Origin of the sequence: Pseudoxanthomonas beigongshangi, from assembly GCF_016820515.1 — a bacterium.
Taxonomy (GTDB): Bacteria; Pseudomonadota; Gammaproteobacteria; order Xanthomonadales; family Xanthomonadaceae; genus Pseudoxanthomonas_A; species Pseudoxanthomonas_A beigongshangi.
The window spans coordinates 12,648-39,509 of the sequence record NZ_JADHDV010000013.1 but is presented as its reverse complement, the minus strand read 5'-3'; the positions used below and the strand labels follow the sequence as shown (position 1 = coordinate 39,509).

17 protein-coding genes are annotated in these 26,862 nt (G+C 68.3%); 5 read left to right on the top strand and 12 right to left on the bottom strand.

What is annotated here, in order from left to right; translation table 11 throughout:
- Positions 1–10 precede the first annotated feature (10 nt).
- From IQ458_RS11145 to pilG, 5 genes are all read right to left on the bottom strand, one after another.
- Positions 11–1,318 carry a chemotaxis protein CheB gene (locus tag IQ458_RS11145; RefSeq protein WP_328805156.1) on the bottom strand — a complete coding sequence of 436 codons (1,308 nt, stop codon included), beginning with the start codon at positions 1,316–1,318 and terminating at the stop codon, positions 11–13.
- Positions 1,305–7,553, bottom strand: coding sequence for an Hpt domain-containing protein (locus IQ458_RS11140; protein WP_203322854.1), 6,249 nt, complete (start codon positions 7,551–7,553; stop codon positions 1,305–1,307). The genes IQ458_RS11145 and IQ458_RS11140 overlap by 14 nt, the downstream gene beginning before the upstream one ends.
- Before the next feature lie 89 nt (positions 7,554–7,642).
- A complete protein-coding gene (locus IQ458_RS11135) occupies positions 7,643–9,679 on the bottom strand; it encodes a methyl-accepting chemotaxis protein (RefSeq protein ID WP_183638877.1) in 2,037 nt (678 codons plus the stop codon).
- Between the two features lie 36 nt (positions 9,680–9,715).
- Complete coding sequence (locus tag IQ458_RS11130; protein WP_141455769.1) at positions 9,716–10,249, bottom strand: chemotaxis protein CheW; 534 nt, start codon at positions 10,247–10,249, stop codon at positions 9,716–9,718.
- 43 nt (positions 10,250–10,292) lie between these two features.
- Entirely contained in the window at positions 10,293–10,694 is a 402-nt protein-coding gene (gene pilG / locus IQ458_RS11125; RefSeq protein ID WP_141455768.1) for a twitching motility response regulator PilG, read from the bottom strand.
- A gap of 229 nt (positions 10,695–10,923) precedes the next feature.
- On the opposite strand from pilG, the gene gshB reads away from it, so the two are divergent.
- The gene (gene gshB / locus IQ458_RS11120) at positions 10,924–11,871 is read left to right on the top strand and encodes a glutathione synthase (protein ID WP_183638879.1); all 948 of its coding nucleotides are present in this window, start codon (positions 10,924–10,926) and stop codon (positions 11,869–11,871) included.
- Between the two features lies 1 nt (position 11,872).
- Positions 11,873–12,748, top strand: a complete 876-nt coding sequence (locus tag IQ458_RS11115) for an energy transducer TonB (RefSeq protein WP_203322853.1) — start codon at positions 11,873–11,875, stop codon at positions 12,746–12,748.
- Positions 12,749–12,835: 87 nt separating this feature from the next.
- Here the strand turns inward: IQ458_RS11115 and IQ458_RS11110 are convergent, their stop codons facing one another.
- Positions 12,836–13,381 carry a hypothetical protein gene (locus IQ458_RS11110; RefSeq protein WP_203322852.1) on the bottom strand — a complete coding sequence of 182 codons (546 nt, stop codon included), beginning with the start codon at positions 13,379–13,381 and terminating at the stop codon, positions 12,836–12,838.
- A gap of 745 nt (positions 13,382–14,126) precedes the next feature.
- Between IQ458_RS11110 and IQ458_RS11105 the strand changes: the two genes are divergently transcribed.
- Complete coding sequence (locus tag IQ458_RS11105) at positions 14,127–14,495, top strand: helix-turn-helix transcriptional regulator (RefSeq protein ID WP_203322851.1); 369 nt, start codon at positions 14,127–14,129, stop codon at positions 14,493–14,495.
- A 57-nt stretch (positions 14,496–14,552) separates the two neighbouring features.
- On the opposite strand, the gene tsaB is transcribed toward IQ458_RS11105, so the two are convergent.
- From tsaB to mrcB, 4 genes are read right to left on the bottom strand one after another with little or no spacing between them, the layout of a single operon-like run.
- Positions 14,553–15,278 (bottom strand): tRNA (adenosine(37)-N6)-threonylcarbamoyltransferase complex dimerization subunit type 1 TsaB, encoded by a 726-nt coding sequence (gene tsaB, locus IQ458_RS11100; protein ID WP_203322850.1) that lies wholly within the window; start codon positions 15,276–15,278, stop codon positions 14,553–14,555.
- Entirely contained in the window at positions 15,275–17,272 is a 1,998-nt protein-coding gene (yoaA, locus tag IQ458_RS11095) for a DNA repair helicase YoaA (RefSeq protein ID WP_203322849.1), read from the bottom strand. The genes tsaB and yoaA overlap by 4 nt, the downstream gene beginning before the upstream one ends.
- A gap of 2 nt (positions 17,273–17,274) precedes the next feature.
- Positions 17,275–17,874 (bottom strand): tetratricopeptide repeat protein, encoded by a 600-nt coding sequence (locus tag IQ458_RS11090; RefSeq protein ID WP_425504680.1) that lies wholly within the window; start codon positions 17,872–17,874, stop codon positions 17,275–17,277.
- A 2-nt stretch (positions 17,875–17,876) separates the two neighbouring features.
- Positions 17,877–20,297: a penicillin-binding protein 1B gene (mrcB, locus tag IQ458_RS11085; RefSeq protein ID WP_183641175.1), complete on the bottom strand. Its 2,421-nt coding sequence runs from the start codon at positions 20,295–20,297 to the stop codon at positions 17,877–17,879.
- A 170-nt stretch (positions 20,298–20,467) separates the two neighbouring features.
- Between mrcB and IQ458_RS11080 the strand changes: the two genes are divergently transcribed.
- On the top strand, positions 20,468–21,685 hold the full coding sequence (locus tag IQ458_RS11080) for a glycosyltransferase (protein WP_203322847.1): 1,218 nt from the start codon (positions 20,468–20,470) through the stop codon (positions 21,683–21,685).
- 39 nt (positions 21,686–21,724) lie between these two features.
- Positions 21,725–23,020, top strand: a complete 1,296-nt coding sequence (locus IQ458_RS11075; protein ID WP_268963381.1) for a glycosyltransferase — start codon at positions 21,725–21,727, stop codon at positions 23,018–23,020.
- Here the strand turns inward: IQ458_RS11075 and IQ458_RS11070 are convergent.
- A complete protein-coding gene (locus IQ458_RS11070) occupies positions 23,017–24,603 on the bottom strand; it encodes a tetratricopeptide repeat protein (protein ID WP_225562305.1) in 1,587 nt (528 codons plus the stop codon). The two genes, IQ458_RS11075 and IQ458_RS11070, sit on opposite strands and share 4 nt — an antisense overlap.
- 20 nt (positions 24,604–24,623) lie before the next feature.
- Positions 24,624–26,738 (bottom strand): bifunctional (p)ppGpp synthetase/guanosine-3',5'-bis(diphosphate) 3'-pyrophosphohydrolase, encoded by a 2,115-nt coding sequence (locus IQ458_RS11065; RefSeq protein ID WP_203322904.1) that lies wholly within the window; start codon positions 26,736–26,738, stop codon positions 24,624–24,626.
- Positions 26,739–26,862 lie beyond the last annotated feature (124 nt).

The following is a 26,862-nucleotide window of genomic DNA, read 5'->3' as shown; positions in this document are numbered from 1 at the left end:
GGAATTCTCCTCAGATCCAGCGTTCGGCCAGTTGCCTGGCCATCTCGACCGGCGTCGCCAGCGTTCCGCCGCGTGCCGCCAATGCGTGCGACGCGGTCGGGTCGTAGCAGCCTTCCGGCGCCTGCGCGGCGACCCAGGCGCCCTGCGCGTTCAACGCCCAGGCCGCGTTGACCCATTGGCTGTCGCTGCCACTCAGCAGCAGCACCGCGCTATCGCGTGGCGGCAACTGCGCGATTGCGGTTTCGAGTTCGCCATGGGCACGGAAATCGATCGCGTCCTGCTCCACGCCGATGCCGACATCGCCGGGCAGCACATAGACGTGCGCGGCCTCGGCGGCGTGCCCGGCCTCGGCCAGCATCACCGGCATCGTCGAGACGCGCGCCATCTGCCGCACCAGGTTGTCATAGCGTCCGCCATCCAGCTTCAGGTGGATGACCAGCGGACGGCCGAAATCGGGCGGCAGCTCGGCCAGCAGCTTGCGTATCGCATCCGGGCCGCCGATGCCGGCGAACACCAGCACCGCGCCGGGCGTGCGCGGACCGCCGCCCGCCGCCGTCGGCTCCAGCGGTTCCAGTGACAGTTCCCACTTCGACGGGGCCGGGTTCCCGTCCAGCGACGACGGCGGGACGGACGGCGATGCCGGGGAGGAAGGCGCGGGTTCGGTGGTCACCGGCTCCAGCGCCAGATCCCAGACCGGCTCGATGGCCGGCGGACGCGGCGGAGGCAATGGAGTCTCCGCGGGAAGTTCTTCCTTCGACGTTGCGCCGCGCAGCCACTCGTCCGCGTCGACCACCGCGGACTGGGGCGCCGCCGATGGCGGCCGGTAGGCGAAGTCGTCGTCGGGAAGTTCCCAGGCGCGATCCACCGCCTCGTGCACGTGCGGTTCGATCGCGGCATCGGCGTGCATCTGCGCGGGCGTGGGCGGCAGGCCCGGTTCCAGCGCAAGCGATGCATCCTCTTCGCGGCCGGGTGGCAGCACATCGTCGTGGCCGTTGATCTTGGCCGCCAGGTGGCGTGCCCAGCGCCGTGCTTCCCAGCCATCGCGACGGGCCGCCAGTTCGGCCTCCTCGAACAGTACGGCGATCGCCGGATCGTCGAGCACCGCATCGAAGCGGGCGAGGCTGTCCTCGATGGCCGGCTCCAGCGCCACCAGCACCACTTCGGGGGCCGCGTCGGTCACCGTCTGCGCATCGATCGCCGCCGGATCGTCTTCCAGCACGATGTCCGCGCCCACCTCGTTGAGCGCGCTGCGCAGGCGTTCCCGCGCCGGCCCGGAGCGGGCCAGCAAGGCGACGCGCTTGACCTCATTCGCGGACACGGGCGATTCCCAGCAGATCGTAGACGTTGCGCATCAAATCCAGTTCCTGGTACGGCTTGCCCATGTAGCGCTGCACGCCGATGTCGAACGCGCGCTGGCGATGCTTGTCGCCGGTACGCGAGGTGATCATGACGATGGGCACGTCCTTGAAGCGCGGGTCGGCCTTCATCGCGGTCGCCAGTTCATAGCCGTCCATGCGCGGCATCTCGATGTCCAGCAGCATCAGGTCCGGCACCCGGTCTTCCAGCTTCTCCAGCGCTTCGACGCCGTCGCGCGCGGCGGTGACCTCGAAGTTGTGGCGTTCCAGCACGCGACCGGTCACCTTGCGCATGGTCAACGAGTCGTCGACCACCATCACCAGCGGCACGCGGCGCTGCTCCTGCACCGGTGCCGCCGACGCCGGCTGCTGCGGCTGGGCCAGGTGGCGACGCACCAGCGGTGCGATGTCCAGGATGACCACCACGCTGCCGTCGCCGGTGATCGTGGCGCCGTAGATGCCGGGGATGGAGGCCAGCTGCGGACCGACCGCCTTGACCACGATTTCACGGTTGCCCAGCACCTGATCCACCGCCACCGCCGCGCGCATGTCGCCGGCGCGAATCAGCAGCAGCGGCACCTGCGCCTCGCCTTCGGCGCGCGCCGGCGCATGGCCGACCAGGTGGCCCAGGTTGTACAGGGTGTACTCCTCGCCGCCGTAGACGTAACCGCCTTCGCCGGCTTCGAAGCGCGCATGGCTGATGCGACCGATGCCGCTGACCGAGGCGACCGGCACGGCGAACTGGGTTTCGCCGATCTGCACGAACGCGGCCTGGGTCACCGCGAGCGTCTGCGGCAGGCGCAGGGTGAACTCCGCCCCCTCGCCTTGGCGCGAAGCGATGTCCAGCGATCCGCCCAGCTGTCGCACTTCGTTGTAGACCACGTCCATGCCGACGCCGCGTCCGGCCAACTGGCTGACGCTGTCGTAGGTGGAGAAACCCGACTCCAGGATCAACCGATCTAGGTCGATGTCGTCGATGGCCGCGCCCGGCTGCAGCAGGCCGCGCTGTTCGGCGCGCTCGCGGATCGCCGTCCGGTTCAGGCCCGCGCCGTCGTCGCGGACGCTCAGCACCATTTCCGAACCTTCCCGGCGCAGGTGGACCTGCACCGTGCCTTCCTCCGGCTTGCCCGCCTTGGTGCGCCTGTCGGGCGACTCCAGGCCATGCGCCACCGAGTTGCGCAGCAGGTGTTCCAGCGGCGCGGTCATGCGCTCCAGCACGTTGCGGTCCATTTCGCCGTGGGTGCCTTCCAGCAGCAGGCGGACCTGCTTGCCGGTATCGGCCGCCGCCTGGCGCAGCACGCGCCGCAGGCGCGGCACGATGCCTTCGAACGGCACCATGCGCGCGCGCATCAGGCCGTCCTGCAGTTCCGAACTCACGCGCGACTGCTGGTGCAGCAGGCTGTCGTAGTTGCGCGCCAGATCGTCCAGCACGCCCTGCAGGCCGCTGATGTCGGCGGCCGATTCGGCCAGCGCGCGACTGAGCTGCTGGAGGGTGGAGAAGCGGTCCAGCTCCAGCGGGTCGAAGGTGGCGTCCTGGTGATCCTGCTCGCGCTGGTAGCGCGCGACGATCTGCGCCTCCGTCTCCAGGTCCAGGCGACGCAACTGGTCGTGCAGGCGGATGTTGGTGCGCTCCAGTTCGGCCATCGCGCCGCGGAACGCGCCGAGCTGCTGCTCCAGACGGGCACGGTAGATCGCCACTTCGCCGGCGTGGTTGACCAAACGGTCCAGCAGATCCGCGCGTACGCGTACCTGCTCCTGCTGGCTATGGGGGAAGAACTCCTCGTCCTGCGCGAATTCGGTCTCGACCGGTGCCGACAGCGGCGCCAGCGTGACCGGCGCGGGCGCCGGCTCGACCACGCGTTCGGGTCCGGCGGGCGGCTCCAGCCCGCGCGCATGCGCGACGAATTCGCCAATCAGCCCCTCCGGCAGGCGGACCGCGCGACGCGCGGACACCCGCTTGAGTTGTTCGTGCAACGCATCGAAACCACGTTCGAGCAGTTGCACGCCGCGCCGATCCAGTTCGGTGCGCTGGGCCACGATCGATTCCAGCATCGATTCGATCGCGTGGCCCAGATCGCCGACCGCGTGGATGCCGGCCATGCGCGCGCCACCCTTGAGGGTGTGCAGATCGCGCTGCAGGCCGGTCACCAGACTACGGTCTTCCGGCGTTTCGCGCAGCCTGGCCAGCAGGTCGTCGGAATGGTCGAGCAGGTCGTTGCCTTCCTCGACGAAAATCTCGACCAGATCCAGATCCAGACCGGTCAGATCGAGCGCGTCTTCGGGCTGTTCTTCCATGGCTGCAGCCTCGGCGGATGCCTGTACCGCGTCTTCCGCCGCAGCGGCGGTCTCGAACGCCGCCGGCGCCGGCGACGTATCGGCGTCCGCACCTGCGGTCTCCGCTTCCACGTGTTCCGGGGCCGGCCCGGCCGCGGGCAGGGCTTCGGATTCCGCCTCGATCACGGCCGCATCGAAGGTGGTTTCGGTCGCGGTGGTGGCTTCGGTGGCTTCGGTTTCCGCAAATCCGGCTTCCGCCAGATCCGGTTCCGGTTCTTGTTCCGGTTCTTGTTCCGGTTCTTGTTCCGGTTCTTGTTCCGGTTCGGGTTCCGCTTCGGCCAATCCGGCGGCGATCAAACCGGCGTCGCCGGCTTCGAGGTCGGACGTCGGTTCGTCACCCGCGCCGATCTCCGGCGTGGCGAAAGATGCCTCCGATTCAATGTCGGCGACTTCAACGTCGACGGCAGCGGAAACCGGTTCTCCATCCGCTTCCGGCCCTGGCTGGCCGGCGCTTTCCGTGACGAATGCGTCGGCCGCGGAAGCTTCCACTTCCACGGGCGTGATTTCCGAATCCAGGGAAGCAACGGTGTCTTCTTCCCGACCATCCGGCTCGTCGGCGTCGTCGCGCGCGACGGACACAGGGGACGCGGGCTCGACGCTGGCTTCCTCGACCAGCGTGACGCTTTCCCATACCAGCGCGTCGTCCAGGCTCGCGGTATCGCCAACGGTCGTGGCATCGTCGAGCGCGATTTCCTCGCCGACCTCTCCATCCGTCGCGTCGAGGCCAATCTCCTCGACCACCAGCGCATCGCCGGAAAGCCCGGACGTTGTCTCGACCGTCGTTTCCGGTGCAGGCTCGGCAGCCGGCGTCGCATCATCGGCGGAACCGGACGCCGCATCGATCGCGGGGACGGATCCGGCATCGGACCAGGGCGTATAGACATACGAGGTGCGCACGTCGTGCACATCGTAGAAGTTGATGGTGCTGGCGGCCTGCGCCGCCGCGGTGGCATCCGCGACCGACGCCTCCGGCGCGCCTTCGGACGGGGCGACTTCGGAGGAGGTCGAATCGACCATTGCGGAATCGAGTGCTGCAGGCGCAAGCGGCTCGCCCGCTTCCACCGGTGGCAACGCCCCGGTCTCCTGCACGTCGCCTGCGTCCGTCGTTGCCGCTGTTCCGGTCGCGTCACGCCAGCCGGTGACGCCGAGCGCGTCGGCCTGCGAAGGCTCGATGAAGCGGGACAGATCGTGCGGCGCCAACTGCACGTCTTCCAGCGGTGCCGGGCCCGCGGTGCCGGACACGGTCTCGACATAGGTGCCCTGGGCACTGTCGTTGACCAGCTGGGCGCCTGCGCGCACGTCGGGCAGGCTGTCGCGCAGGGCGGCCAGGCGCGCGGACAGCGCCGCGAACACCGGGATGCGCGGCGAAGGCCTGTTGAGTGCGTCGATGCTGCGGGCAATCGCCGCGGCGGCGTCGGAAAGCGCGTCCACGCCTTCCGGCGCGGGTGTGCCGGCGACGGCGAGCAACCGCTTGATGTACTGCTCGGCCGGTGCGGTGACCTCGATGATTTCGGGCACGTCCGCCATCGCGAACGCGCCATTCATCGTGTGCATCGCGCGCAGCAGCGGTTCGGTCGCCGGTTGTGGCGCGATCCGCGCCGCCGACAGCCAGCCGTGGACGGTCTCCAGATGAGTGGCGACTTCCGCTTCCAGGATCTCCCGCAGGACCGAGTCCACCGAAGCCGGCGTACCCGAGAGGAAGTCCGGTTCCGGTTCGGCGCTGCGGCTGTCCGCGGCCGCGGCCCCCATCGGCTCGAGGGCCGCGGGTTCGCCATCCTCGATCGCCTCGATGGCTTCGGCGTCCGCCGCGTCCTGCTTCGAGTAGAACGCTTCCTCGCCCGCCGCGATCCGATCGGCCACGGCCTTGATGCCTTCCAGGTCCGCGCTGACCGGCGCCTGTCCACGCAGCGCCGCGTTCAACTGCGGCAGCACGTCGCAGGCCTGTTCCAGCAGCACCGCCACCGCGGTGCTCGGTGCGCGCGTGCGATCCAGCACGCGGTTGAGCATGTTCTCGACCTTCCAGCTGAACTCGCCCAGCGCCTTGGCTCCGACCAGGCGGCCACTGCCCTTCAGGGTATGGAACACGCGGCGGATCGGACGCAACCGTTCCAGATCCTCGGGCACCATCCGCCAGGCCGGCAACAGCTGGCGCAGATTGACGATTTCCTCGTCGAACTCCTCCAGGAACACTTCCCGGATCTCGTCGTCGATGTCGCCACCCTCGACTTCGAACCCGCCGGCCAGCGCGGTCACCGCCGCGACCGGTGGCGGCGCGTGCGGTACCTGCGGAGCGCCCTGCGGCACGGCGTGGCCGTCACCGGACGGGGCCAGCGCGCTGGCCGCGGCGTCGATGTCGGCCATCACCGCGGCGAGTTCGTCGTCGTCGGCGGTATCGGATTCGATTTCCAGCTCGACCGGTTCCCAGCTGACCGGGACCGTGCTCGGCGCCGGTGAAGCTTCCTCGGTGAACTCGAAACCCACCGGGTCGAAGGGATGTGCCGGCTCATCGGTGCCGTCGATGGACGCGGTGAGGGCTGCCGTCGGCGCCACGGTTTCAGGCTGCGCCGGCGCCTGCGGCTCCTCCACGGGCGCGCCGGCCGGAGCTTCCTCCGGCAACGGCCAGTACCGCAGGTTTTCCAGGCTGCTGCGGGTGATTTCCAGGATGTCGTCGCGATTGGGGCGCCGCTCGCGCAGCGCCTCCAGGTAATACTCCAGGCTGGCCAGCGCGTCGGCGAGCGTGTCGAGCTGCTGTCCGCCGGGCACGCGGCGCTTGCCGATCAGCTCGTTGCTGACGTAACGGCGCACGCCCAGCAGGTAGTCGCCGGCCTGATCCAGTTCCAGCATGCGCATCGCGCCGGCGACCTCGTCCAGCAGGCGCGGAACTTCGGCGAGTTCGGCGTGATCCCAGTTGGTCTCGATGAAGGCGACGAACTTCTCGCGCGCAGAAGCGAAATTGATGATCGCCTCCTGCGCCAGCACCTCGACGGTGCGCTGCGATTCAACCGCGCTCGGATCCTGCTGGCCTTCGTCGGCCGGACCGCCCAGGCGCGCGACCTGGTCGTCCAGCGACGCGTCCACGTAGAGCAGCGCACCGGCGATGTCGAGCAGCGTGCCCTCGTCGGCCTGGCGGCGGCCTTCGGCCACGTCGCGCAATGCGTCGCGCTGCTGCTGCACGACATCGCGCGCCACGCCCAGGCCCATCATGCCCAGGGTGTCGGCGACGTTGCCCAGTTCGGCAACCTGCTGTTGCAGCGATGCGGCATCGCCGCGCGTGCGCAGGTGCAGATCCAGCGCGTCCTTGACCCGCAGCAGTTCTTCCTTGACCGCGCCGCCCACCGTGTCGAGCAGTTCGCGGTTGCGTCCGCTGATGCTGCTGCGCGCGTGATCGATTTCCTCGGCGCTCGGCTGCGGCGCCTCGGCTGCCTGGGTTCCCGGCGGGAACAACATGCTTTCGTTCAATCCGGACGCGCCGCGGGCGTTGCGGATTTCGTTGAGCAGCGGCAGCAGCACGATCGGGATGTCGCGATGGCCGTCCTGCAGGCGCTCCAGGTAGTCCGGCAGCAATACCGCGCCGCGCATCAGGGTGGCGCAGGCCTCCTCGCGGTCGGTGACGTTCCCTTCCTGCAATGCCTGCGCCAGCTGTTCCAGCTCCTCGGCGACCATCGCCGGGGCATACAGTTCCACCATCCGCAGCGTGCCCTGGACCTGGTGAAGGTAACCGGCGCAGAACCGCATCCGGCTGCCGTCGGTCGGGGTCTCGACGAACGCCTCGATCTCGCCGCGCGCCAGGCGCAGCGTCTCGTCCAGCTCGGGTTTGACCCAACCCAGGACGGCATGGCTCATGGCCTCGCGCAACGCGCTCATCGGCACGCTCCGTCAGCAAGCGAGCGGCAGCCCGTCCGGGACGGGTGCCATGCGGTGGAAATTCGGGCTTTCATCCGTGCGTTCCGTCCTCAGCCCGGCAGTTTGAAGTCGGCGACCGAACGACGCAGGTCCGCCGCCAGTTGCGCCAGGTGGCCGATCGAATCGGCGGTCTGCTTGGCGCCGAGCGAAGTCTGCGAGGTGATCTGGCGGATCACGCCCATCGTCTCGGTGATGTCCGAGGCCGCGGCCGACTGCTGCTGGGCCGCACCGGAGATGTTCTTGATGAGGTCGTTGAGATCGCTGGACACGCGCTCGATCTCGCCCAGCGCGGTGCCCGCGTCCTCGGCCAGGCGCGCGCCGGACACCACTTCGGCGGTGGTCTGTTCCATCGAACTGACCGCCTCGTTGGTGTCGGCCTGAATCGCCTGCACCAGCGACTCGATGCGGCGGGTCGCGCCGGAGGTGCGTTCGGCCAGCCGTTGCACTTCGTCGGCCACGACCGCGAAACCGCGGCCCGCCTCGCCCGCCGAAGCGGCCTGCACCGCGGCGTTCAAGGCCAGGATGTTGGTCTGTTCGGAAATGTCGTTGATCAGTTCCACCACCGATCCGATTTCCTGCGAGGACTCGCCCAGGCGCTTGATGCGCTTGGAGGTTTCCTGGATCTGGTCGCGAATCTGGTCCATGCCGCGGATGGTCTCGCGGACCACGCCGGCACCCTCGGTCGCGATCTGCACCGAGCGCTGCGCCACGTCCGCCGATTCGGTGGAGTTGCGCGACACCTGGTCGATGCTGACCGCGATTTCGTTGATGCGCTCGGAGGCGTTGGTGATCTGGTCGGCCTGGTGGCCGGCCGCTTCGGCCAGTTGCAGCGCGGTGGCCTGGGTTTCCTGGGTCGAGGCGGCCACCTGCACCGAAGTGTCGTTGATGGTGGTCACCAGGTTGCGCAGTTCGTCCACCGCGTAGTTGATGGCGTCCGCGATGGCGCCGGTCATGTCCTCGGTCACCGAGGCCTTGACCGTCAGATCGCCTTCACCCAGCGAGCTGATTTCGTCCAGCAACCGCATGATCGCCTGCTGGTTGCGGCTGTTGAATTCGACCTGGGTCTGGTAGCGCGTTTCCTGCTCGCGCTGGCGGTTGCGGTACAGGCTGAAAAGGAAGCCGCCGATCGAGACCAGCAGCAGGAAGCCGGCACCCACCGAAATCCAGAAGTTCGGGAACAGGCGGGTATCGCGCACGGAACCGAACGCGGTGAACGCCTCGAACAACCGGGTGCTGTCCTCCAGCATCTTGCCGGCGCCGTTGGTCAGCGCCGCGGCCGAGGACTGCGCGCCGAACAGGTTGCGCGAGCTGCCGAGGATCGCGTCCAGATCCTTCTTCATGTTGTTCCACAGCGCCTGCGACTGGTCCAGCGCGGACAACGCGCCTGCGTTGCGGACTGCGGCGATGCCCAGGTCCGCGTTGCCGTTGCGCAGGCCTTCCAGCACCTGGCCGAACAGCACCGCGTCGCGGCCGAGCGCGTCGCCGGCCATCGAGGCGCCGGCGCCGCCGGCGCGGATTTCGGTCACGCGACGGGCCATCGTGCCGGCCAGCACGACCTGTTGCAGCGCGCTGTAGATCTGCGAGGACGGCGCCCCGCCGGCCGACATCGCGCGCACCACCTCGTTCAACTGCGCCTGCAACTGCGGCACCTGGCCGGCGAAGCGATCGGCGTTGCCGGACAGGGCCAGCACCGCGGCCTCGCTGGCGATGATCTGGTCGGCGCTCTTGTCCAGCGGCGCCCAGGTCGTCTTCAGCTGGGTCAGCGGTCCGACGATGGCGCCTTCCTTGCCGAACCGGCCTTCCAGTTCGGTGACCGTGGTGTCGATGCGTTCCTTGGTGGTCCGGAACGCCTTGAACGCATCGGCGTTGCCGGCCACGGCCTCGCGGCCGTAGTTGGCCAGCTGTTGCGACAGTACGCGCATGTCCGATGCGCCGGTGCTGGCGCCGGACAACCGGCTGCCCTGCCAGGTGGCGACGCCCGTGTTGGCGCCGAACAGCAATACCGCAATCACCAGCAGGACCAGCCAGGACGTGCTGCCCAGGCCGCCCAGCTTGCTGGTGTTGGGGGAATCCGCCGCAGTGCTCATTTCCAAACCCCTGGCTGTTTCTAGTTGTCGTCCGCGTCAGAGCGCGGCTTGTCGGAACTCCGGTGTGCGCGCCAGCAACGACAGCGCGAACACCCCCCAATCGTGCTCGTCGCCGTGATACGCACGGTCGACGAAATATCCGTAACGCCCCTCGGCCAGGCTCCCCGGCTCGGTCCGCTGGGTTTCATTGAAACTGCGTTGTCCGTACAGCTCGTCGATGGTCAGGGCGACGTCCCCGCCCGGCTGGCGCATCACCAGCACTCGCTGCCCCTCGTGCAGCACGGTGCGCTCGCCTTCCAGGAACTGCTTGAGATCGACCACGGGAAACAGGTTGCCGCGCAGGTTGCCGATGCCCAGCAGCCAGGGTTGCGCGCCCGGCACCTGCGTCATCGGCGGCAGCGGCACGATTTCCACCACTTCGGCGAAGTTGGACACCAGCCGGCGCTGGCCGACCCGGTAGCCGACCCCGCGCCATTGGTCGGGCGCCTGCTCGACGGCAGGCAGCACGACCGCATGCGCCAGGCTGCGGCGCTCGTATTCTGCGAGGATATCGAACGGCGTACGACTCATGTCCCGCTCCCAGTGCGCGGTGTGGCAGTCGGCGTCACGGCACTCAAGTGCTGACGTGCGCGCGGATCGCGCCGAGGAGTTCCTCGCGCGTGAACGGCTTGGTCAGGTACTGCTCGGATCCGACGATCCGGCCGCGGGCCTTGTCGAACAGGCCGTCCTTGGAGGACAGCATGATCACCGGGGTGCTCTTGAACACCTGGTTGTTCTTGATGAGCGCACAGGTCTGATAACCGTCCAGCCGCGGCATCATGATGTCGACGAAGATGATCTGCGGCTGCTGGTCGGCGATCTTGGCCAGGGCCTCGAAGCCGTCCGTCGCGGTCACCACCTCGCAACCTTCTCGTTTTAATAGGGTCTCCGCGGTGCGGCGGATGGTTTTCGAGTCATCGATAACCATGACCCGGAGGCCATTGAGTTCCCCGGCCCGGTCAGCGTTCTGCGTCATTACTGGAATCCCCGTGCGCGCGACGCTTCATTGACCAACCGGCGTCGCTGCGATGCCCCTATATTCCAGCCCCGGGGCGGACTGTCAAGTTGGGCCTCGGGAAAGGCCCCAGCTGAACACGGCGATGCGAACTCCGTCTCACTTGGCCTCGCAGGCTTCCCGACGGGCCCGACGGGCGCGGCCTGCTACCATCGCGGCACTTTCCGCACCGGTCCGCCACCTCCCCGCCATGCCGTTCGATGTCATCGTCGTCATGGACCCCATCGGGTCCATCAAGATTGCCAAGGACACCACCTTCGCCATGCTGCTGGAAGCCCAGCGCCGCGGCCATCGGCTCCACTACGTGGTCCCGGGCGGGCTGTCGCTGCGCGGCGGCGAGGCCTGGGCGCGCACCGCCCCGCTGGCGGTGAAGGACGACAAGGCCGGCTGGTTCACCCTCGGCGAACCGGTCGACCAGCGCTTCGGCCCCGGCCAGGTGGTGCTGATGCGCAAGGACCCCCCGGTGGACGGCGAGTACCTGTACGACACCCACATCCTGTCGGTGGCCCAGGCCGCCGGTGCCCTGCTGGTCAATGATCCTCAGGGCCTGCGCGATTTCAACGAGAAGCTGGCCGCGCTGCTGTTCCCGCAGTGCTGCCCGCCCACCCTGGTCAGTCGCGACCCGGCCGCGCTCAAGGCCTTCGTCCACGAGCATGGCGAAGCCGTGCTCAAGCCGCTGGACGGGATGGGCGGGCGCTCGATCTTCCGGGTCCGCGCCGGTGATCCCAACACCAACGTGATCCTGGAAACCCTGGTCGGCCCCGGCCACCTGGCCCTGGCCCAGCGCTTCATTCCCGGCATCAAGGACGGCGACAAGCGGGTCCTGCTGGTCGATGGCGAGCCGGTGGACTACGCGCTGGCGCGTATCCCGCAAGGCGACGAATTCCGCGGCAACCTCGCTGCCGGCGGCCGCGGCGAAGGCCGCCCGCTGAGCGAGCGCGATCGCTGGATCGCCGGTCAGGTCGGCCCTGAAATGAAGCGCCGCGGCATGCTGTTCGTCGGCCTGGACGTGATCGGCGACTACCTGACCGAGGTCAACGTCACCAGCCCGACCTGCGTGCGCGAGCTCGATGCTCAGTTCGGGCTGAACATCGCCGGGCAGTTGTTCGACGTCATCGAGCGCAAGCTGGCCGGCTGACATGAACGCGGTTGCCGTTGCCCCGCCCCGCGTCGGCGAGAACGAACGCCTGGGCGCGACCCTGGCGCTGTCGCTGATCCTGCACGGCATGCTGGTGCTCGGCGTGGGCTTCAGCCTGGACGAGGCGGCGCCGGTGGTACCCACCCTGGACGTGGTGCTCAGCCAGACCCAGACCCCGCTGACCCCGAAGGAAGCCGACTTCCTGGCCGCCGCCAATCAGCAGGGCGGCGGCGACCACGACAAGGCCAGGCGTCCGCGCGACAGCCAGGCCGGCTGGGTGCCGCAGCAGGAGACCGGGCTGGCGCCGCAGCCGTTGCGCGCGCAATCGCCGGCGCCCGCACCGCCGCCGGAGGCGCGCGTCATCACCACCCGCGACAGCGCGCAGCGGGTGCCGCCGGCCGAATCGACGCCACCGTTCGAACGCCCCGACCTGCCGCGGGGCGAGCGCAAGATCCAGCACGACGCCGAGATGGCGCGGCTGGCCGCCGAAATCCACCTGCGCTCGGAGCTGTACGCCAAGCGGCCCAAGCGCAAGTTCGTCTCCGCCAGCACCCGCGAGTACGCCTATGCCAACTACCTGCGCGCCTGGGTCGATCGCGCCGAACGCGTGGGCAATCTCAACTATCCGGACGAGGCGCGCCGCAAGCGGCTGGCCGGACAGCTGGTGATCAGCGTGGCGGTACGTCGCGACGGCTCGATCGAGCAGACCCGCATCATCCAGTCCAGCGGCATCCCGCTGCTCGACTCCACCGCGCTGCGCATCGTCCGCCTCGCCGAACCCTTCCCGCCGCTGCCGGAAACCGACGAGCACATCGACATCCTGCACGTCACCCGCACGTGGAATTTCCTGCCCGGCGGTGAAGTGCGGGACGAGTAGTCGCCAGCCGCCGATGCCCGCCGCCGCCTCAGCGTGCGTCCGGAAGCGCTGATCTGCGGCAACCCGCTGCATCCAGCCAACAATGGATCAACCCGGGGAGGCGCGCGACACGCGTGTGGCCCAGATGAATTGCACCGCGAGCGCAAGCACCACCAGCGACACGGGCACGACGATTCTGGAAATGGGAACGAGTCCGAACCATTCCAGCCCCAGATACCAGCGATAGGCATACAGGGGCAGCATCAGGAATCCGACCCCGCAGATCAGGACTTCGGGATCCGTGCGCATCCCCAGCAAGGACGCCAGTCCGTTGTCCGGGGCGCCAAACATCCTGTTCGCCAGAAGCATCCTGCCGGCCAGCCCGGATCTCTCCGATGTCCCGATCTTTCCTTCATACCATTTGAACCGGATTACCAGGTTCATCCAGATCATGAGCGAAGTGAAAACAAGGCAGGTTTGGCCAATTCCTCCCAGCATCAACACCGTTGCCGGCGCCAATCCTTCATCCAGGAGCGCCCTGGCCAGCGGATTCGCTTCGTGTTCCAGATCCGGTGAGTGGTGCAACGTCGCGTAGATGTCGAATGCCGCTCCACCGACGATGAAGGCCGCACCAGCCAGCAGGGGAATGGTCACGCGGCCTCTTTTCCATGCCCGGCGGAATCCAAACGCCAGGACAGCACAGATTCCCAGTCCGATCAGGCAGCCAGCAACCATTGGAAGCCGTAACCCCGGCAGAACGTCGAACAGACATAGGGCCAGGATCAGCGCAGTGAAACCAGCTCCTCGGTAAAACATCCGATACACATTCATTCATCACCTGAACGGAAGTATCCCCAGCCATGCAGAATGCATGGCTGGGGCAGTCATCGACATGAAGTCGGATCCACTTATTCGGGGGGTTCCTCCCCCTTCCGCAATCCGCCGGTCGTGGCGCATCCGGAAAGCAATGCAATTCCGATCGCCACCAGTACCGGGGCGAATCCGCCTCCAACCGCCGCCGTTTCGCTCTCTGAAAGTTCGCGCATTTCCGTATTCCTAAAGACGACGCACCCCCTGCGTCCGGGACAGGAAAATCCAGATATCTTTCCACCGGGCATTTCCTGCGCCCCCTTTCTCATACGCGACCTTCAGCCCGGTCAATTAACATTGGGCGATTCCTTGCACTAGTTCACCGTGTGAGTCTTGAATCCATCAATGCGCAATACTCGAACAGATGCATTCGTCCCGATTCGTTCGCAAGATCATTCACCTGGAACAGCGGACAGCCGTTGGCGAATGATTTTCGCAAACGCAACTTGCAATGTGAGAGTCAATGTTAGTTGCAGCGACGCGAATGCGCGCACTACGCTCGTTGCTCCTTCATTGCTGGAATGACGACATGAAACTCACATCACGCATCCGTATCGCCCGCCAGAATGCCGGACTGTCGCAACAGGAATTGTCCGAGCGCATCGGCGTTACCCGCGGCGCGGTCGCCAACTGGGAGTCCGACTCCGAGGTCACGCCCACGGTCGAACACATGATCCGGTTGGCGATACTCACCGGCGTGAGCTTCGAATGGCTGGCGACGGGGCGCGGCGCGGGGAACGACGATCAGGAATCTCCGCACCCGGTCGCCGCACAGGAAGAATTCGCCCGTGACAGTGACGAACGCTGCCTGCTGCAATTGTTCCGCGAGGCGCCGAAGCAGCAGCGTCCGCTGATCCTGGACGTCGTCGAGGTCCATGCGCGCAAGCGCCGCGCATGAAGCGGACATCCCGTCCGCGTCATCGCGCGGGCGGGATGTGTGGACGGCCGCGCCTGCCTACTTGGATGCCCGCAAGGCTTCCTGCTCGGCCAGCGTCAGCGCGACGTTGTCGCGCAGGTAGGCGGGCTCCACCCGCTCGGGCGCGACGGTTTCGCCACGCGCGTAAGCCAGCGATGCCAACTGCGCCAGATCGGACGCATGCGGCAGCACCTGCGAATCCACGCTGGCCAGCCAAGGCTGGAGACGTGCCTGCAGCACGCCGTCGAGCGCGGCGAAGCCGGTGCCCGCGCCATGCCAGCGGCCGTCCTCGTCGGGCAGCAAGACCGCGTCCGGCGCGGACACGGTCTCTTCCGACAGCGCCACCAGATCCGCGCCATCGCGCATGAACGCACCGGCATAGACCTCGCCCATGCGCGCGTCGATGGCGGCGAGAATGCGTTGCTTCGCCCCGACCGACTCGGTGGCATACGGCAGCACCAGCGACGCCGCCACCACCTTGAGGGTGGAGATCGGAACGATCGGCCGGTCCAGCGCCATCGCGATGCCCTGCGCCAAAGCGATCGCCAGGCGCACGCCGGTGAACGCGCCAGGCCCCCGGCTGATCGCGATGGCATCCAGTTCGGTCCGCGCCAACCCGGCGTCCGCCAGTAGCGCATCGGCCCAGGGCAACGCCAGTTCGGCATGCCTGCGGGGCGCGATCTCGAAGCGCTCGCGCACTTCGCCGTCCAGATACAGGGCCACCGAGCAGGCTTCGGTGGCGGTCTCGAATGCAAGCAGCTTCATGACAGATCCATTTCCCTCTGGTCCGCCGATTCTGGCGCAAAGAACGCCTGCACGTCTTCCACCCGTCGGGTGCGCGCAAACGGCGGCAGCGAATCCAGGAACACCCGGCCATAGGACTTGCCCAGCAGGCGCGGATCGCACAGCACCAGCACGCCGCGATCGGTCTCGCTGCGGATCAGCCGGCCCACGCCCTGCTTGAGCGCGATCACCGCCTGCGGCAGCTGTTCGTCGCGGAACGGATTGCCGCCATGCCGGCGGATCGCGTCCAGGCGCGCTTCGAATACCGGATCATCCGGTGCCGCGAACGGAAGCTTGTCGACCACCACCACCGACAGCGCATCGCCGGCCACGTCGACGCCTTCGCGGAAGCTGGCCGCGCCCAGCAGCACGCCGTTGCCGGATTCGCGGAACCGTTGCAGCAGCAGCGCGCGCGGCGCTTCGCCCTGCACGAACAGCGGCCACGGACCGCCGCGCAGCAGCTCCGCCGCCTCGCGCAGCGCGCGATGCGAGGCGAACAGCAGGAACGCTCGCCCCTGCGAGGCATGCAGCACCGGCTTGACCGCTTCGATCACCGCCCGGCCGAAATCGCGCGAGCCAGGATCCGGCAGGCTGCCGGGCAGGTAGCACAGCGCCTGCCGCGGCCAGTCGAACGGACTGGGTTGCAGCAAGGTGGGCGGATCTTCCAGGCCCAGGCGTTCGGCGTAGTGGTCGAAGCGACCGCCCACCGCCAGCGTCGCCGAGGTGAACACCCACGCCGCACGCGACTGTTCGCGGTGCTGGCGCAGCGGCGCGGACACGTCCAGCGGCGTGCGTTGGCAGCGGAAACCACGCTGGGTGAGTTCGTACCAGAACACGTCGCCGGCGGCGTCATGCGCGTGTTCGTCGTCGTCGAATCCGGGGATCGCCTCGCTCTCGCCTTCACCCAGCCAGCGCGAAAGCCGCGTGGACAATTCGCGCGCGCGGGCGGCGCAGGCATCCAGACCGATGGACGCCTCGGCCATGCCGACCACGCACTGGAAAAGCTCGGCCAGCGCTTCGACCACGTGATCGAAACCCTCGCTCACCTCGATCTTGCCCAGCGCGCGTTCGCGGGTACCGCGTACCGGTAATCCCTCCATCGCCAGGCGCAAGTCGCGCAGCGCCAGTTCCAGCCGCTGCACCGGGGCCTGCAACGCGGCCAGCGCGCCGGGCACGTCCTTGCACTCGCTGAGGCAATCGCGCGCCAGTTCCTGCAGCGGACGCATGCCGAAACCTTCGCCGAAGAAATTGGCCGCCAGTTCGGGCAACTGGTGCGCCTCGTCGATCACGAAGGCCTGCGCGCCCGGCAGGATTTCGCCGAAGCCTTCCTGCTTGAGTGCCAGGTCCGCCAGCAGCAGGTGATGGTTGACCACCACCAGATCGGCCGCCTGCGCGCGCTGGCGCGCCTGCACGACGAAGCAGTCCTCCCAGAACGGGCAATCCGATCCCAGGCAGTTGTCCACCGTGGAGGTGACCATCGGCAGCAGCGGCGAGTCGTCGGGCAGCGTCGCCAGTTCGGCCATGTCGCCGAAGTGGGTGCGTCCGCCCCAGGCGACGATGCGTTGGAACTGATCGACCTGTTCGCGCGAGGTGAAGCGCGGCTCGCCCTTGGCCTGTTCCAGCCGGTAGCGGCACAGGTAGTTGGCGCGGCCCTTCAGCAGCGCGCTCTTCAACCCGATGCCCAGCGCGTCGCGCACGCGCGGCAAATCGCGGTGATAGAGCTGGTCCTGCAGTGCGCGGGTGCCGGTGGACACGATCGTCTTCAGCCCGGACAGCAGCGCCGGCACCAGATAGGCGAAGGTCTTGCCGGTGCCGGTGCCGGCCTCGGCGATCAGCACATCGCGCTGATCGAAGGCATCGGCAATGGCCCGGGTGAGGCGCAATTGCGCCTCGCGGGGAACGAAAGCATCGAGACGGCTGGCCATGGCGCCGCCCTCGCTGAGGGCTTCGCAACTGGCTTGGGCAAGCTGGGACATCCTTACATTCTATTGATGCCGGGCACCGTGCAGGCATCGAATTGCTGGCCGGCCTCGCCGATGGCGCGATCCAGCGCCGCGAGCTTCGCCGCCTGTTCGTCCAGTTGCGCCTGGTTGGGACGCTTCAGCGGCGCGGCCACCTGCTCGCGACGGCGTTCGCGGACCTGGCGGACGGTTTCCCAGTGCCGGCGGCACAGCGGGCCGACCGCCGAACCGAGCGCGGTGGCGCGCGCGGCGAACTGCTCGGCGCGATCGAATTCGCCCTGCGCCAGCGCGACCTCGGCGCGCTCCTGCAACACCGCCGGGTCGTCGGCGACGATGCCCAGCGCCTTGTCCAGCGCGGCGGCGGCGGCGGCGGCATCGCCCGCGGCCAGTGCCTTGCCGGCGGTATCGCGCAGATCCTCGACCTCCGGATCGCGCAGCGGTTGCACGTTCAGTTCGCGCTCGTCGCCGCCCTGCGCGGCCTTGTAGACCGCACCCAGCATCTGCGCGGGCGTGCGCAGCGCGACGGCGGGCGCCTCGGGCTCGGGCGGCGTGGTGACGCAGGCGGCCAGCGATACCGTGGCAATGGCAAGGATGGCGGTGCGCGGAAACGACTTCATCTTCATGGCGGTGATGCGGGCGGGGGAGTGTCTTCGGCGGGCGGGGCTTCTTCAGGCTTGCGATCCAGGCCGAACCAGCTGCGCCAGCCGCCGCTCTCTTCTTCCGGCGCCACCGGCGCCTCGATGACACAGGCGCTGTAGGCGGGCGCGAAGCCGGCCACGAACGGCAACTGGCGGGCACCGGGACAGCCGGGATCGGTGGTGTTGGAACCCATCACCCACTGCCAGTCCAGACCCTTTCCGGACACGTTCAGCGGTGCGCTGGGCAGTCGCGCGAACAGGTTGGACCACACCCGCATGCCGCCGGTGGCGCCCTGCAGGCCGGTCTGTTCGTTCTTGTCGTTGCCCATCCAGACCACCGCGAGGTGATCGCCGGTGTAACCGGCATACCAGCTGTCGCGGCCATCGTTGCTGGTACCGGTCTTGCCGGCCGACTGCAAGCGACCCAGACCGTCGCCAAGCAGCCGCCGGCCAGTACCGTTGCTGACCACTTCCTGCAGCGCCACGCTGATCAGGTTGGCGGCGATGGAATCGCCCTCCTGCGCGGGCGCGGGCGTCTTGTCGTAGCGCTTGAGCAGCTTGCCGTTGGGATCCAGCACGCCGCGCACCGCGTGCAGCGGCTGGATTTCGCCACCGGACGCGAGGAACTGGTACAGCTGCGCGATCGCATACGGACTCTGGTCGGTCGAACCCAGGATCAATGCGGGATTGGCGTCGGCCTTGATCCCGGCCAGCACGCGCAGCAGCTCGGCCAGCCGTTCCGGATCGACCTTCATGCCGATGCGCACGGTGGCCTGGTTGTACGAGCGCGCGAGCGCGTCGATCAGGCGCACGGTGCCATGGCTGCGATTGTCCGCGTTGCCCGGCGTCCAGCGCCGATTCTTGCCAAGTTGCACCGTCACCGGCGAATCGTCGACCCAGCTGGCCAGCGAATAGCTGTCCGGCTGCGCCAGCGCCAGCAGGTATACGAATGGCTTGAGCAGCGAGCCGACCGGACGCTGCGCTTCCACCGCGCGGTTGAAGCCTGGCTGCGACACGTCGCGGCTGCCGACCACCGCCACCACATCGCCGTCGTGCACGTCGGTCACCACCACGCCCGCCTGCAACGGCGGCCGGCGCTTGTTCTCCAGTGCCTTGATCGTGCGGGTGACCGCGCCTTCGGCATAGGCCTGCGCGGACGGCGACATGCCGGTCAGCACGGTCAGGCCAGCACCCTGCAGCGCGCTTTCCGGATAATCACGCGCCAGTTGCCGGCGGACCAGATCCACGTAGGCCGGGAAACGGTTGGCGGCAGCCATGCCCGGGGTCTGGGTGACGCCCAGCGGCGCGGCCAGCGCGCGCTTGTATTCCTTTTCGTCGATGAGCTTCGTTTCCAGCAGCTTGCCCAGTACGAAGTCGCGACGTCCCTTCGCCCGCTCCGGATTGCGACGCGGATCGTAATGGGAAGGCCCCTTCACCATGCCGATCAGCAGCGCAACCTGCTCGGTGGTCAGCGAATTGAGGTCGCGGCCGAACCAGAATTCCGAGCCCGCGGCAACGCCGTGGATCGCCTGGCTGCCGCGCTGGCCGAGATAGACCTGGTTGAAGTACGCCTCCAGGATCGTGCTCTTGTCGTAGCGCGCTTCCAGGATCAGCGCGAACAGGATTTCGTTGAACTTGCGCGAGGGCGTGACTTCCTTGCCGATGCCGAGCAGGCCGCTGCGCGCGAGCTGCTGGGTCAGGGTGCTGGCACCCTGGCGGGTCTCGCCTCCGGAACGCAGGGTCACCCAGATGGCGCGCACGATGCCGCTGAGATCGATGCCGTGGTGATCCTTGAAGTCGCGGTCCTCGACCGCCTGCAGGCCGGTCACCAGCAGCAGCGGAACCTCCTTCAGCCGGACCAGCCGGCGCTCTTCCTGCTTCTGGCCGTACAGGGTCGCGATGCGGGCGGGATCCAGTCGCGCCACCTTCAGGTTCTGCCGGCGATCGGGATCGCGCACCCCGGCGACCCGGCCGCCGGACAGGCTCACCTGGACCCGGCGTGGCGCCACCTGTCCGTCCACGTCGATGAAGCCGCGGCTGGAAATGGTGAAACGCCCACCTTCACGGGCGTAGGTGCCGGGCAGCTTGCCGGTGCCGTCATCGCGGTAGGAGGCGGCGGCCAGTTCGGTGTTCAGCGTCTGGGCATCCATCGCCACCCCGGGCGCCAGCGCGAGCGGGCGCGCGTAGACGCGCGTGGGGACCTGCCAGCGCAGCTCCCCGAACCGCTGGGTGACCTGGTGGTTCAGGTACAACGTATACGGAATCAGGAATCCCAGCCCCAGGCCCAGGGCTGCCAGGCCCCAGGTGATCAGTCGCTGGCGCCAGGCCGGGCGGCCCTCGGTGTCGTCCTCGTCGTACTCGTAATCGTCTTCGTCGTCGTAGTCGGTATGGGCCACGGGGATGCGACAATGGGAATTCCGGGCAGTCTACCCCAGTCCTGGCAACGGCCAGGATCCGGATCGCCCGCAATTCAGTATCCGCCCAGCTAACCGTGCTCCCACTGATAGGTTTCCATTGGCACCGGCTGCTTTCCAGGCTGCATCGCGTGCGCGTTGCCCTGGCGTCCAGGGGCATGGGCCATTTGTTGGACAGGCTGCGGGCCGGCCAGGTATCGGATCCGCCGACGCCCCCTTCCCCCGTCGCGCCGCGCCGTCTGGCGATCCCCGAGCATGACCCGCGGAATCGTTTGCTGGTCATCGACGGGAGTCTGCCGCGACCGGATCGCGATTCGGGTTCCGTCCGCATGCTGGCGATTCTGCGCCTGATGAGAGAGGCCGGCCTGGACGTCGACTTCCTGCCGGAGGACGGGGGGGAAGAAGGCACGGATGCCGATGCGTTGCGGGCATTGGGCGTACGGGTCCTCGGCCGAAGCTGGTCCTCCATGCCGGCGAGCCGGTTGCTGCGTTCCGCACCCCATGCCGGTGTGCTGGCATGCCGCTATCACCTGGCCCGCTACTGGTTCCCGCTCCTGCGGCAACACGCATCCACGACCCGACGCATCCTGGATACCGTGGATCTGCATTTCCTGCGCGAAGGACGCGAAGCCGAGCTGATGAACAAGGCCGCGCTCGCGCGTGCGGCGCGCGCGACCCGTCGACAGGAACTCGAGCAGATCGCCCGGGCGGACACGACCTGGGTGGTCAGCGAAGTGGAACGCGACCTGCTGGCCGAACTCGTGCCCGGCGCGACGATCGAAATCGTGTCCAACATTCACGCACCGCGCGCGACAATCCCGCATTTCGCGCAGCGCCACGGCGTGTTGTTCGTGGGCGGCGGCAGGCATCCGCCGAACGCCGATGCAGTGCGCTGGCTGGTCTCCGGGATCCTGCCGCGACTGGGCGAAGGGAAAAGGCAGGCGATCGATGTCCACCTGGTGGGAGCTGGGCTGCAGGAAGCATTGGGCGGCCTCAGCCTTCCCGCGAACGTGCAGGTGCATGGCCACGTCCCCGATCTGTCCCCCTTGCTGGAGCGCTGTCGCGTGGGTGTCGCGCCGTTGCGCTTCGGGGCCGGGGTCAAGGGAAAAATCAACCAGTACATGTCCCACGGACTCCCCACGGTGGCAACGTCCCTCGCAGCCGAAGCGATGCACTTGACCGATGGCCAGGATGTACTGCTCGCGGATGACGAATCCGGTTTCGCCGCCGCGATTGAACGGCTCCATGCGGAAGGGGATCTGTGGCAGCGACTGTCCGGGCACGGCCTGGCCAACATTCGGCGCCATTTTTCCGAGGAAGCGATGCTGCCTGCCATCCTGCGCACCTTCCCGCCGGCATCGACCTCCATCCGCTGACGCCGATCAAACTCGCCGCGCAATGAAAGAACCGACCACATGCGATTTCTGCTGATCGCCTACGAATTCCCGCCGAGTCCTTCGCCACAATCGCTGCGCTGGGCTTACCTGGTGCGCGAACTGATCGCGCTCGGGCATCAGGTCAAGGTCCTGACCATCCACCTGGGCGGAGAAACCCCGGGTCTGCCGCATCTTCCTTCCACGCTGGAAACGCATCGGACTTTCGCCGGGCCTGTGCGAGGCCTGCTTGCCTATTTGCGGGACCGCCGGCAGGCGCAGGCCTCTTCAGTGACGCCGGATGCCGGTTCTCCCACGCCATCTTCCTCTCCCCTGCGCCCGGCCCGCAGTTGGAAGCAATCGCTGTCGGAGACCGCGCAGGGGCTCGCGGCGCGCTTCGTGTTCCCGGATGTGCGCGGTGAATGGTTTCCCTGGGCCAGGCGCGCCCTCACCCGATGCCTGGACGAGTTCAAGCCCGACATCGTGATCAGTTCGCATGAGCCGGCGACGTCGCTGGAACTGGGATTGCTGGCCAAGGCGAAGGGCTTCCCCTGGATCGCTGATCTTGGAGATCCCGTGCTGGCGCCCTACACACCCGCGCGCTGGCGTGACCGCGCACTTCGTGTGGAAGGTGAGACCTGCAGGAAAGCCGATCACCTGATCGTCACGAACGCCGGAGCCGCAGCACTGTTGGCGGAGCGCCATGGACACAGGAACGACATCAGCATCATCTCCCAGGGCTTCGCGCCGGAGCCTCCGGCCGCTTCCGCGAATGTCCTGTTCGATCCGGTGCGGCTGGAATTGCTGTACACCGGCAGCTTCTACCATTTCCGCAAGCCGGACGATCTGGTGGCCGCCATCGCCGCCCATCCGGCGGCCAGGCTCAACATCGCTTCCGTCACCGTACCCGAGTCGCTGCTTCGCGCCGCCGAATCCATGCCGGACCAGATTCGCCTGCTGGGATTCCTTCCCCATCGGCATATCCTGCAGTTGCAGCGCTCGGCCGACGTGCTGATCAACATCGCCAACGACGATCCCTCCCAGGTTCCGGGCAAGCTCTACGAGTATCTGGGGTCGGGTCGTCCAATCCTGCACGTGACGCGCCAGCACGACATCAGTTCGGAGTTGATCGCCACGTCGAGACGCGGCTGGGTGAGCGACGGTTCCCTGGCTTCATTGCAGGGCTGGCTCGACCGGGCCAGCCTGCTGAAGGAGACGGCCAGCCTGGACGAGGGTTTGGAACTCGACCTGGAATCCGTCGCCCAATACAGCTGGCCCGCGCTCACCCGCAGGCTGGAAGCGATCGCGAATCAGGTGCTGCAGGCGCCGCAGCGCTAGCGCTGTGCCTGCCGCGCCAGCCTGACCCGCTCGGCGAAATCGGACAAGCCGGGTGCGCGCGGCTCGATCCCGCGCGCCTCCTCCAGCGCCTGCGCCGCGAAGGCGACATCGCCCGCGCCCAGGCGCTCGTCGCCGACCGCGATCCATTTCTGCGCCATCCGCCGGCGCGCCTCCGCCAGGGCGGGATCGCCTGGACGGATCGTCTGCCACGCGGACAGGCAGGACTGCGCACGTCGCACCCGGTTGCCGCGCCACTCCTGTTCGAAGCACTGCTGCGCCGCCGCCAGCACGCGGGAGGCGGCACGGCGGACGCGCACGTCGTCGGGAGCCAGCGCCTGCGCCGCGCGCAACCTGTCGTAGGCGCTTTCGCCCGGTGGCGTCATCCAGTCCCCGCGAGCCTCGGCCTGGGCCATGCCCGCCAGCAGGCTTTCCACCCGGCGCTGCCGTTCGCGCGGCGGCAGCGATGGCGGCAGGCTGGCCCGGGAGGCGCGGGCGCGCGCCAGGTACTGCACGGCCTCGCCTACCGCCGGCGATTGCGGCGACAGCTCGCGCGCCTGCGCCAGCGCCGACTCGGCCTCGCTGAAGCGGTAATCGCCCGCCTGGCGCCGTGCCGATTCGGCATAGGCGGCGGCGAGCCGTTCGATGCCCTGTCGCGCGCGCGCGTCGTCGCCCGCGGCGGACTGCACCGCCCGGTAACCCTCTGTCGCCTTTGCCAGTCGCCCACGGCGCAGATCCGTATCGGCACGGCGCAAACGCTCGTCGATCGCGCGCGCCAGCGAAGCCTGCGCCGCCGGCAGATCCACGTGGCCGCCGTCGTAGCCGCGCACCTGGGTGATCAGCCGGCCGGCCGCTTCCAGATCGCCGCGCGCCATCACCGTGCCGGCCTGTTGCAGCAGGTCGCTGAGGATGTCTTCGCGGGCCTCGAGTGCTTCGATGCGGTTGGGTTGCAGCGCCAGTACGCGCTGCAACAACGGCAGCGCCGCCGCGGGGTCGCCGTCGAGATGGCCGGCCGCCTGCGCCTCCAGCGCCTGTTTGAGCAGCGACTCGATGCCGGCGTCGGCGGCTTCGCGCTTGCGCAGTTGTTCGGCCACCCTGGCGGCTTCCGCGCGGGGCACCTGCAATTCGTTGGCCAGCGCGAGCGCGGTGTGCGCGGCGGCGAAGTCCCCGCGCGCGGTCGCCTGGCGGGCCTGTTCCAGCGCCGTCCGCGCCACCCGAGCCAGGCCGTCGCGGGCCTCGCTGCGGTCGCTGTCCAATGCCTGCGCGGCCTCGTAGTACTGGCGGGCGCCGGTGCCGTCGGGCGCGGTCAGCCGGCCCGAAGCGAGCGCGGCCTGGCCGTTGTCCAGCAATTGCTGGATTCGGGTGTCGGGCCAGAACAGGTTCGCCAGCGGTTGCCGGAACACCGCCAGCAGGGTCAGCAGCAGCACCACCGCCAGCGCGCCCCATCGCCAGGTCCGTCGTGCCCGCCACAAGGGCGGCGCGCTGCGCGGAGGCGCGTCGTCGCCGCGGAAACGCAGATGTTCCCAGTCGGCGATCGGTTCGATCCGGCCGTCCTGGCGGGGTTGCTCGGGGCTGTGCTCGGGCATCACCGGCCCAGCATAACCATTCAGGCTGAACGTCGCGCTTCCTCCACCCCCGGCAGCGCATCGAGTTTCCCGAGCAGGGTGGACAGCTGACCGAAATCGGCGACCTTCAAGCGCAGGCGCAACTGCACCCGGCCACTGGCGCCGGCCTGGTCGCTGTTGATGCCCAGCACGTGGGCGTCCTCCTGCGCGATCAGCGTGGTGATGTCCTTGAGCAGCCATTTGCGGTCGATGGCCCGCACCTGCACGTCGACTTCGTAACCGCCACCGGTCTGGCCCCACTCCACCGGCAGCACCCGCTGCGGGTTGGAGGCGGCCAGGCGCTGGAACGCGGCACAGTCGGTCCGGTGCACGCTGACGCCGCGGCCGCGGGTCAGGTAACCGCTGATCGCCTCTCCCGGCACCGGCTGGCAGCAGCGCGCCAGTTGCACCAGCAGGTTGCCGACGCCTTCCACCGTGAACTGCGATCTGGACGGCGGCGACGGCTTGCGTCCGCCCGGCTTCCGCAGCGGCAGGCCAGGCGGCAGGCCCTGCGGAGCGGCCGATTGCGCGGCCGCGCGCTGTTCCTCGTGCAGCGCGCGCACCACCTGGTTGGGGCCGACGTCGCCCAGGGCGATCTGGATGTGCAGTTCCTCGACGTTCTCGGCATGGAACTTCTTCGCCACACCGGACAGGTCGGCGTGGTGCAGGCCCAGCCGCTTGAGTTCCTTCTCCAGCAATTCACGCCCGGCCTGCAGGTTGCGCGCGCGATCGAGCTTGTGGAACCAGGCCCGCACCTTGTCGCGGGATCGACCCGAGGCGAGGAAGCCGTTGGCCGGCAGCAACCAATCGCGGCGCGGCTCACCGGTCTTGGAGGTCATGATCTCGACCCGGTCACCACTGCGCAGGGCATGGTTCAGCGGCACGATGCGGCCGTTGACCTTGGCGCCGCGGGTGCGGTGGCCGACCATCGTGTGCACGTGGTAGGCGAAGTCCAGCACGGTGCCGCCATGCGGCAGGTCGATGACCTCGCCCTTGGGAGTCAGCACGTAGACCCGATCCTCGACCAGTTCCGAGTCCAGGTCGCCGGCCAGTCCGCCGCCTTCACCGCCTTCCTGCGACTGATCCAGCAGCCGGCGCATCCAGGCGATCTTGCGATCGAAGGCTCGGTCGCCGCCGCCTTCCTTGTAGCGCCAGTGCGCGGCCACGCCGAGTTCGGCCTGCGCGTGCATCTCGTGCGTGCGGATCTGCACTTCCAGTGTGCGGCCTTCCGGGCCGACCACGGCGGTATGCAGGGAACGGTAGTCGTTGGCCTTGGGCCGGGCGATGTAGTCGTCGAACTCGCTTGGCACCGGCGTCCACAGCGCGTGCACGATGCCCAGCGCGGCGTAGCAGGCGCCGACGTCCTCCACGGTCACCCGCACCGCGCGCAGGTCATACAGCTCGTCGAAGGAGACCTGCTTGCGCTGCATCTTTCGCCAGATGCTGTAGATGTGCTTGGGCCGTCCGCTGATCTCGGCGACGATGCCGTGCTCGGCCAGCGCCTGGCGCAAGGTCGACTTGACCGATTCGATGTAGCGCTCGCGGCCGGCGCGCTTGTCATCCAGCTGCGCGGCGATCTGCCGGTAGGTATCCGGCTCCAGGTAGCGGAAGGCCAGATCCTCCAGTTCCCACTTCAGCTGCCAGATGCCCAGCCGGTTGGCCAACGGTGCATGGATGTCGCGGGTCAGCCGCGCCAGCGCGCGCCGCTGCGGGTCGTCCAGCAGGCCCGCGTTGCGCATCCGCGCCAGTTGCCGCGCCAGCAGTATCGGCACCACCCGCAGGTCGCGCACGATTGCCAGCAGCAACCGGCGCAGGCCTTCGTTGTTGGCGCCACGATGCTGTTCCGCGTGCAGCGCCCAGACCTGCGCGGCCGCCTGCTGTCCTTCCAGCAGGTCGACGATGCCCGTGGGCGCGGCCTTGCGTGGTCCGGATGCCTCCGGGATCGGCGGGAGCGCGAACAGCCAGGCCGCGGCGATCACTTCACCGGCGGCGGACAATGCGGCCAGCGTCTCCAGCGTGTCGACCAGCACCGGCAGCGGATCCTGCAATGGCAGCTCCGGCCCGGGCGAGGTTTCGATGCGTGTCCGGATGGCCTGGCGCGAATCCGCTGGAAGCATCGCGGCCGAGGGCCGTTGCAGCACTTCCAGCAGAGCTTCGCGCGGGACGGAGAACACGATCGGATCCTGAGGGGGCGTCCGGTTACGTTACCCGTACACGGCGCGAACGAACAGCCTTGCGGCG

What these genes read in the sequence shown, in the direction of transcription:
- IQ458_RS11080 (WP_203322847.1), top strand. Translation starts at nt 20,468, where the DNA reads ATGGGCCATTTGTTGGACAGGCTGCGGGCCGGCCAGGTATCGGATCCG.
- yoaA (WP_203322849.1), bottom strand. Translation starts at nt 17,272, where the DNA reads ATGTCCCAGCTTGCCCAAGCCAGTTGCGAAGCCCTCAGCGAGGGCGGC.
- IQ458_RS11065 (WP_203322904.1), bottom strand. Translation starts at nt 26,738, where the DNA reads ATGCTTCCAGCGGATTCGCGCCAGGCCATCCGGACACGCATCGAAACC.
- pilG (WP_141455768.1), bottom strand. Translation starts at nt 10,694, where the DNA reads ATGACGCAGAACGCTGACCGGGCCGGGGAACTCAATGGCCTCCGGGTC.
- tsaB (WP_203322850.1), bottom strand. Translation starts at nt 15,278, where the DNA reads ATGAAGCTGCTTGCATTCGAGACCGCCACCGAAGCCTGCTCGGTGGCC.
- IQ458_RS11075 (WP_268963381.1), top strand. Translation starts at nt 21,725, where the DNA reads ATGCGATTTCTGCTGATCGCCTACGAATTCCCGCCGAGTCCTTCGCCA.
- IQ458_RS11115 (WP_203322853.1), top strand. Translation starts at nt 11,873, where the DNA reads ATGAACGCGGTTGCCGTTGCCCCGCCCCGCGTCGGCGAGAACGAACGC.
- IQ458_RS11090 (WP_425504680.1), bottom strand. Translation starts at nt 17,874, where the DNA reads ATGAAGTCGTTTCCGCGCACCGCCATCCTTGCCATTGCCACGGTATCG.
- IQ458_RS11105 (WP_203322851.1), top strand. Translation starts at nt 14,127, where the DNA reads ATGAAACTCACATCACGCATCCGTATCGCCCGCCAGAATGCCGGACTG.
- IQ458_RS11130 (WP_141455769.1), bottom strand. Translation starts at nt 10,249, where the DNA reads ATGAGTCGTACGCCGTTCGATATCCTCGCAGAATACGAGCGCCGCAGC.
- IQ458_RS11070 (WP_225562305.1), bottom strand. Translation starts at nt 24,603, where the DNA reads ATGCCCGAGCACAGCCCCGAGCAACCCCGCCAGGACGGCCGGATCGAA.
- IQ458_RS11140 (WP_203322854.1), bottom strand. Translation starts at nt 7,553, where the DNA reads ATGAGCGCGTTGCGCGAGGCCATGAGCCATGCCGTCCTGGGTTGGGTC.
- gshB (WP_183638879.1), top strand. Translation starts at nt 10,924, where the DNA reads ATGCCGTTCGATGTCATCGTCGTCATGGACCCCATCGGGTCCATCAAG.
- IQ458_RS11135 (WP_183638877.1), bottom strand. Translation starts at nt 9,679, where the DNA reads ATGAGCACTGCGGCGGATTCCCCCAACACCAGCAAGCTGGGCGGCCTG.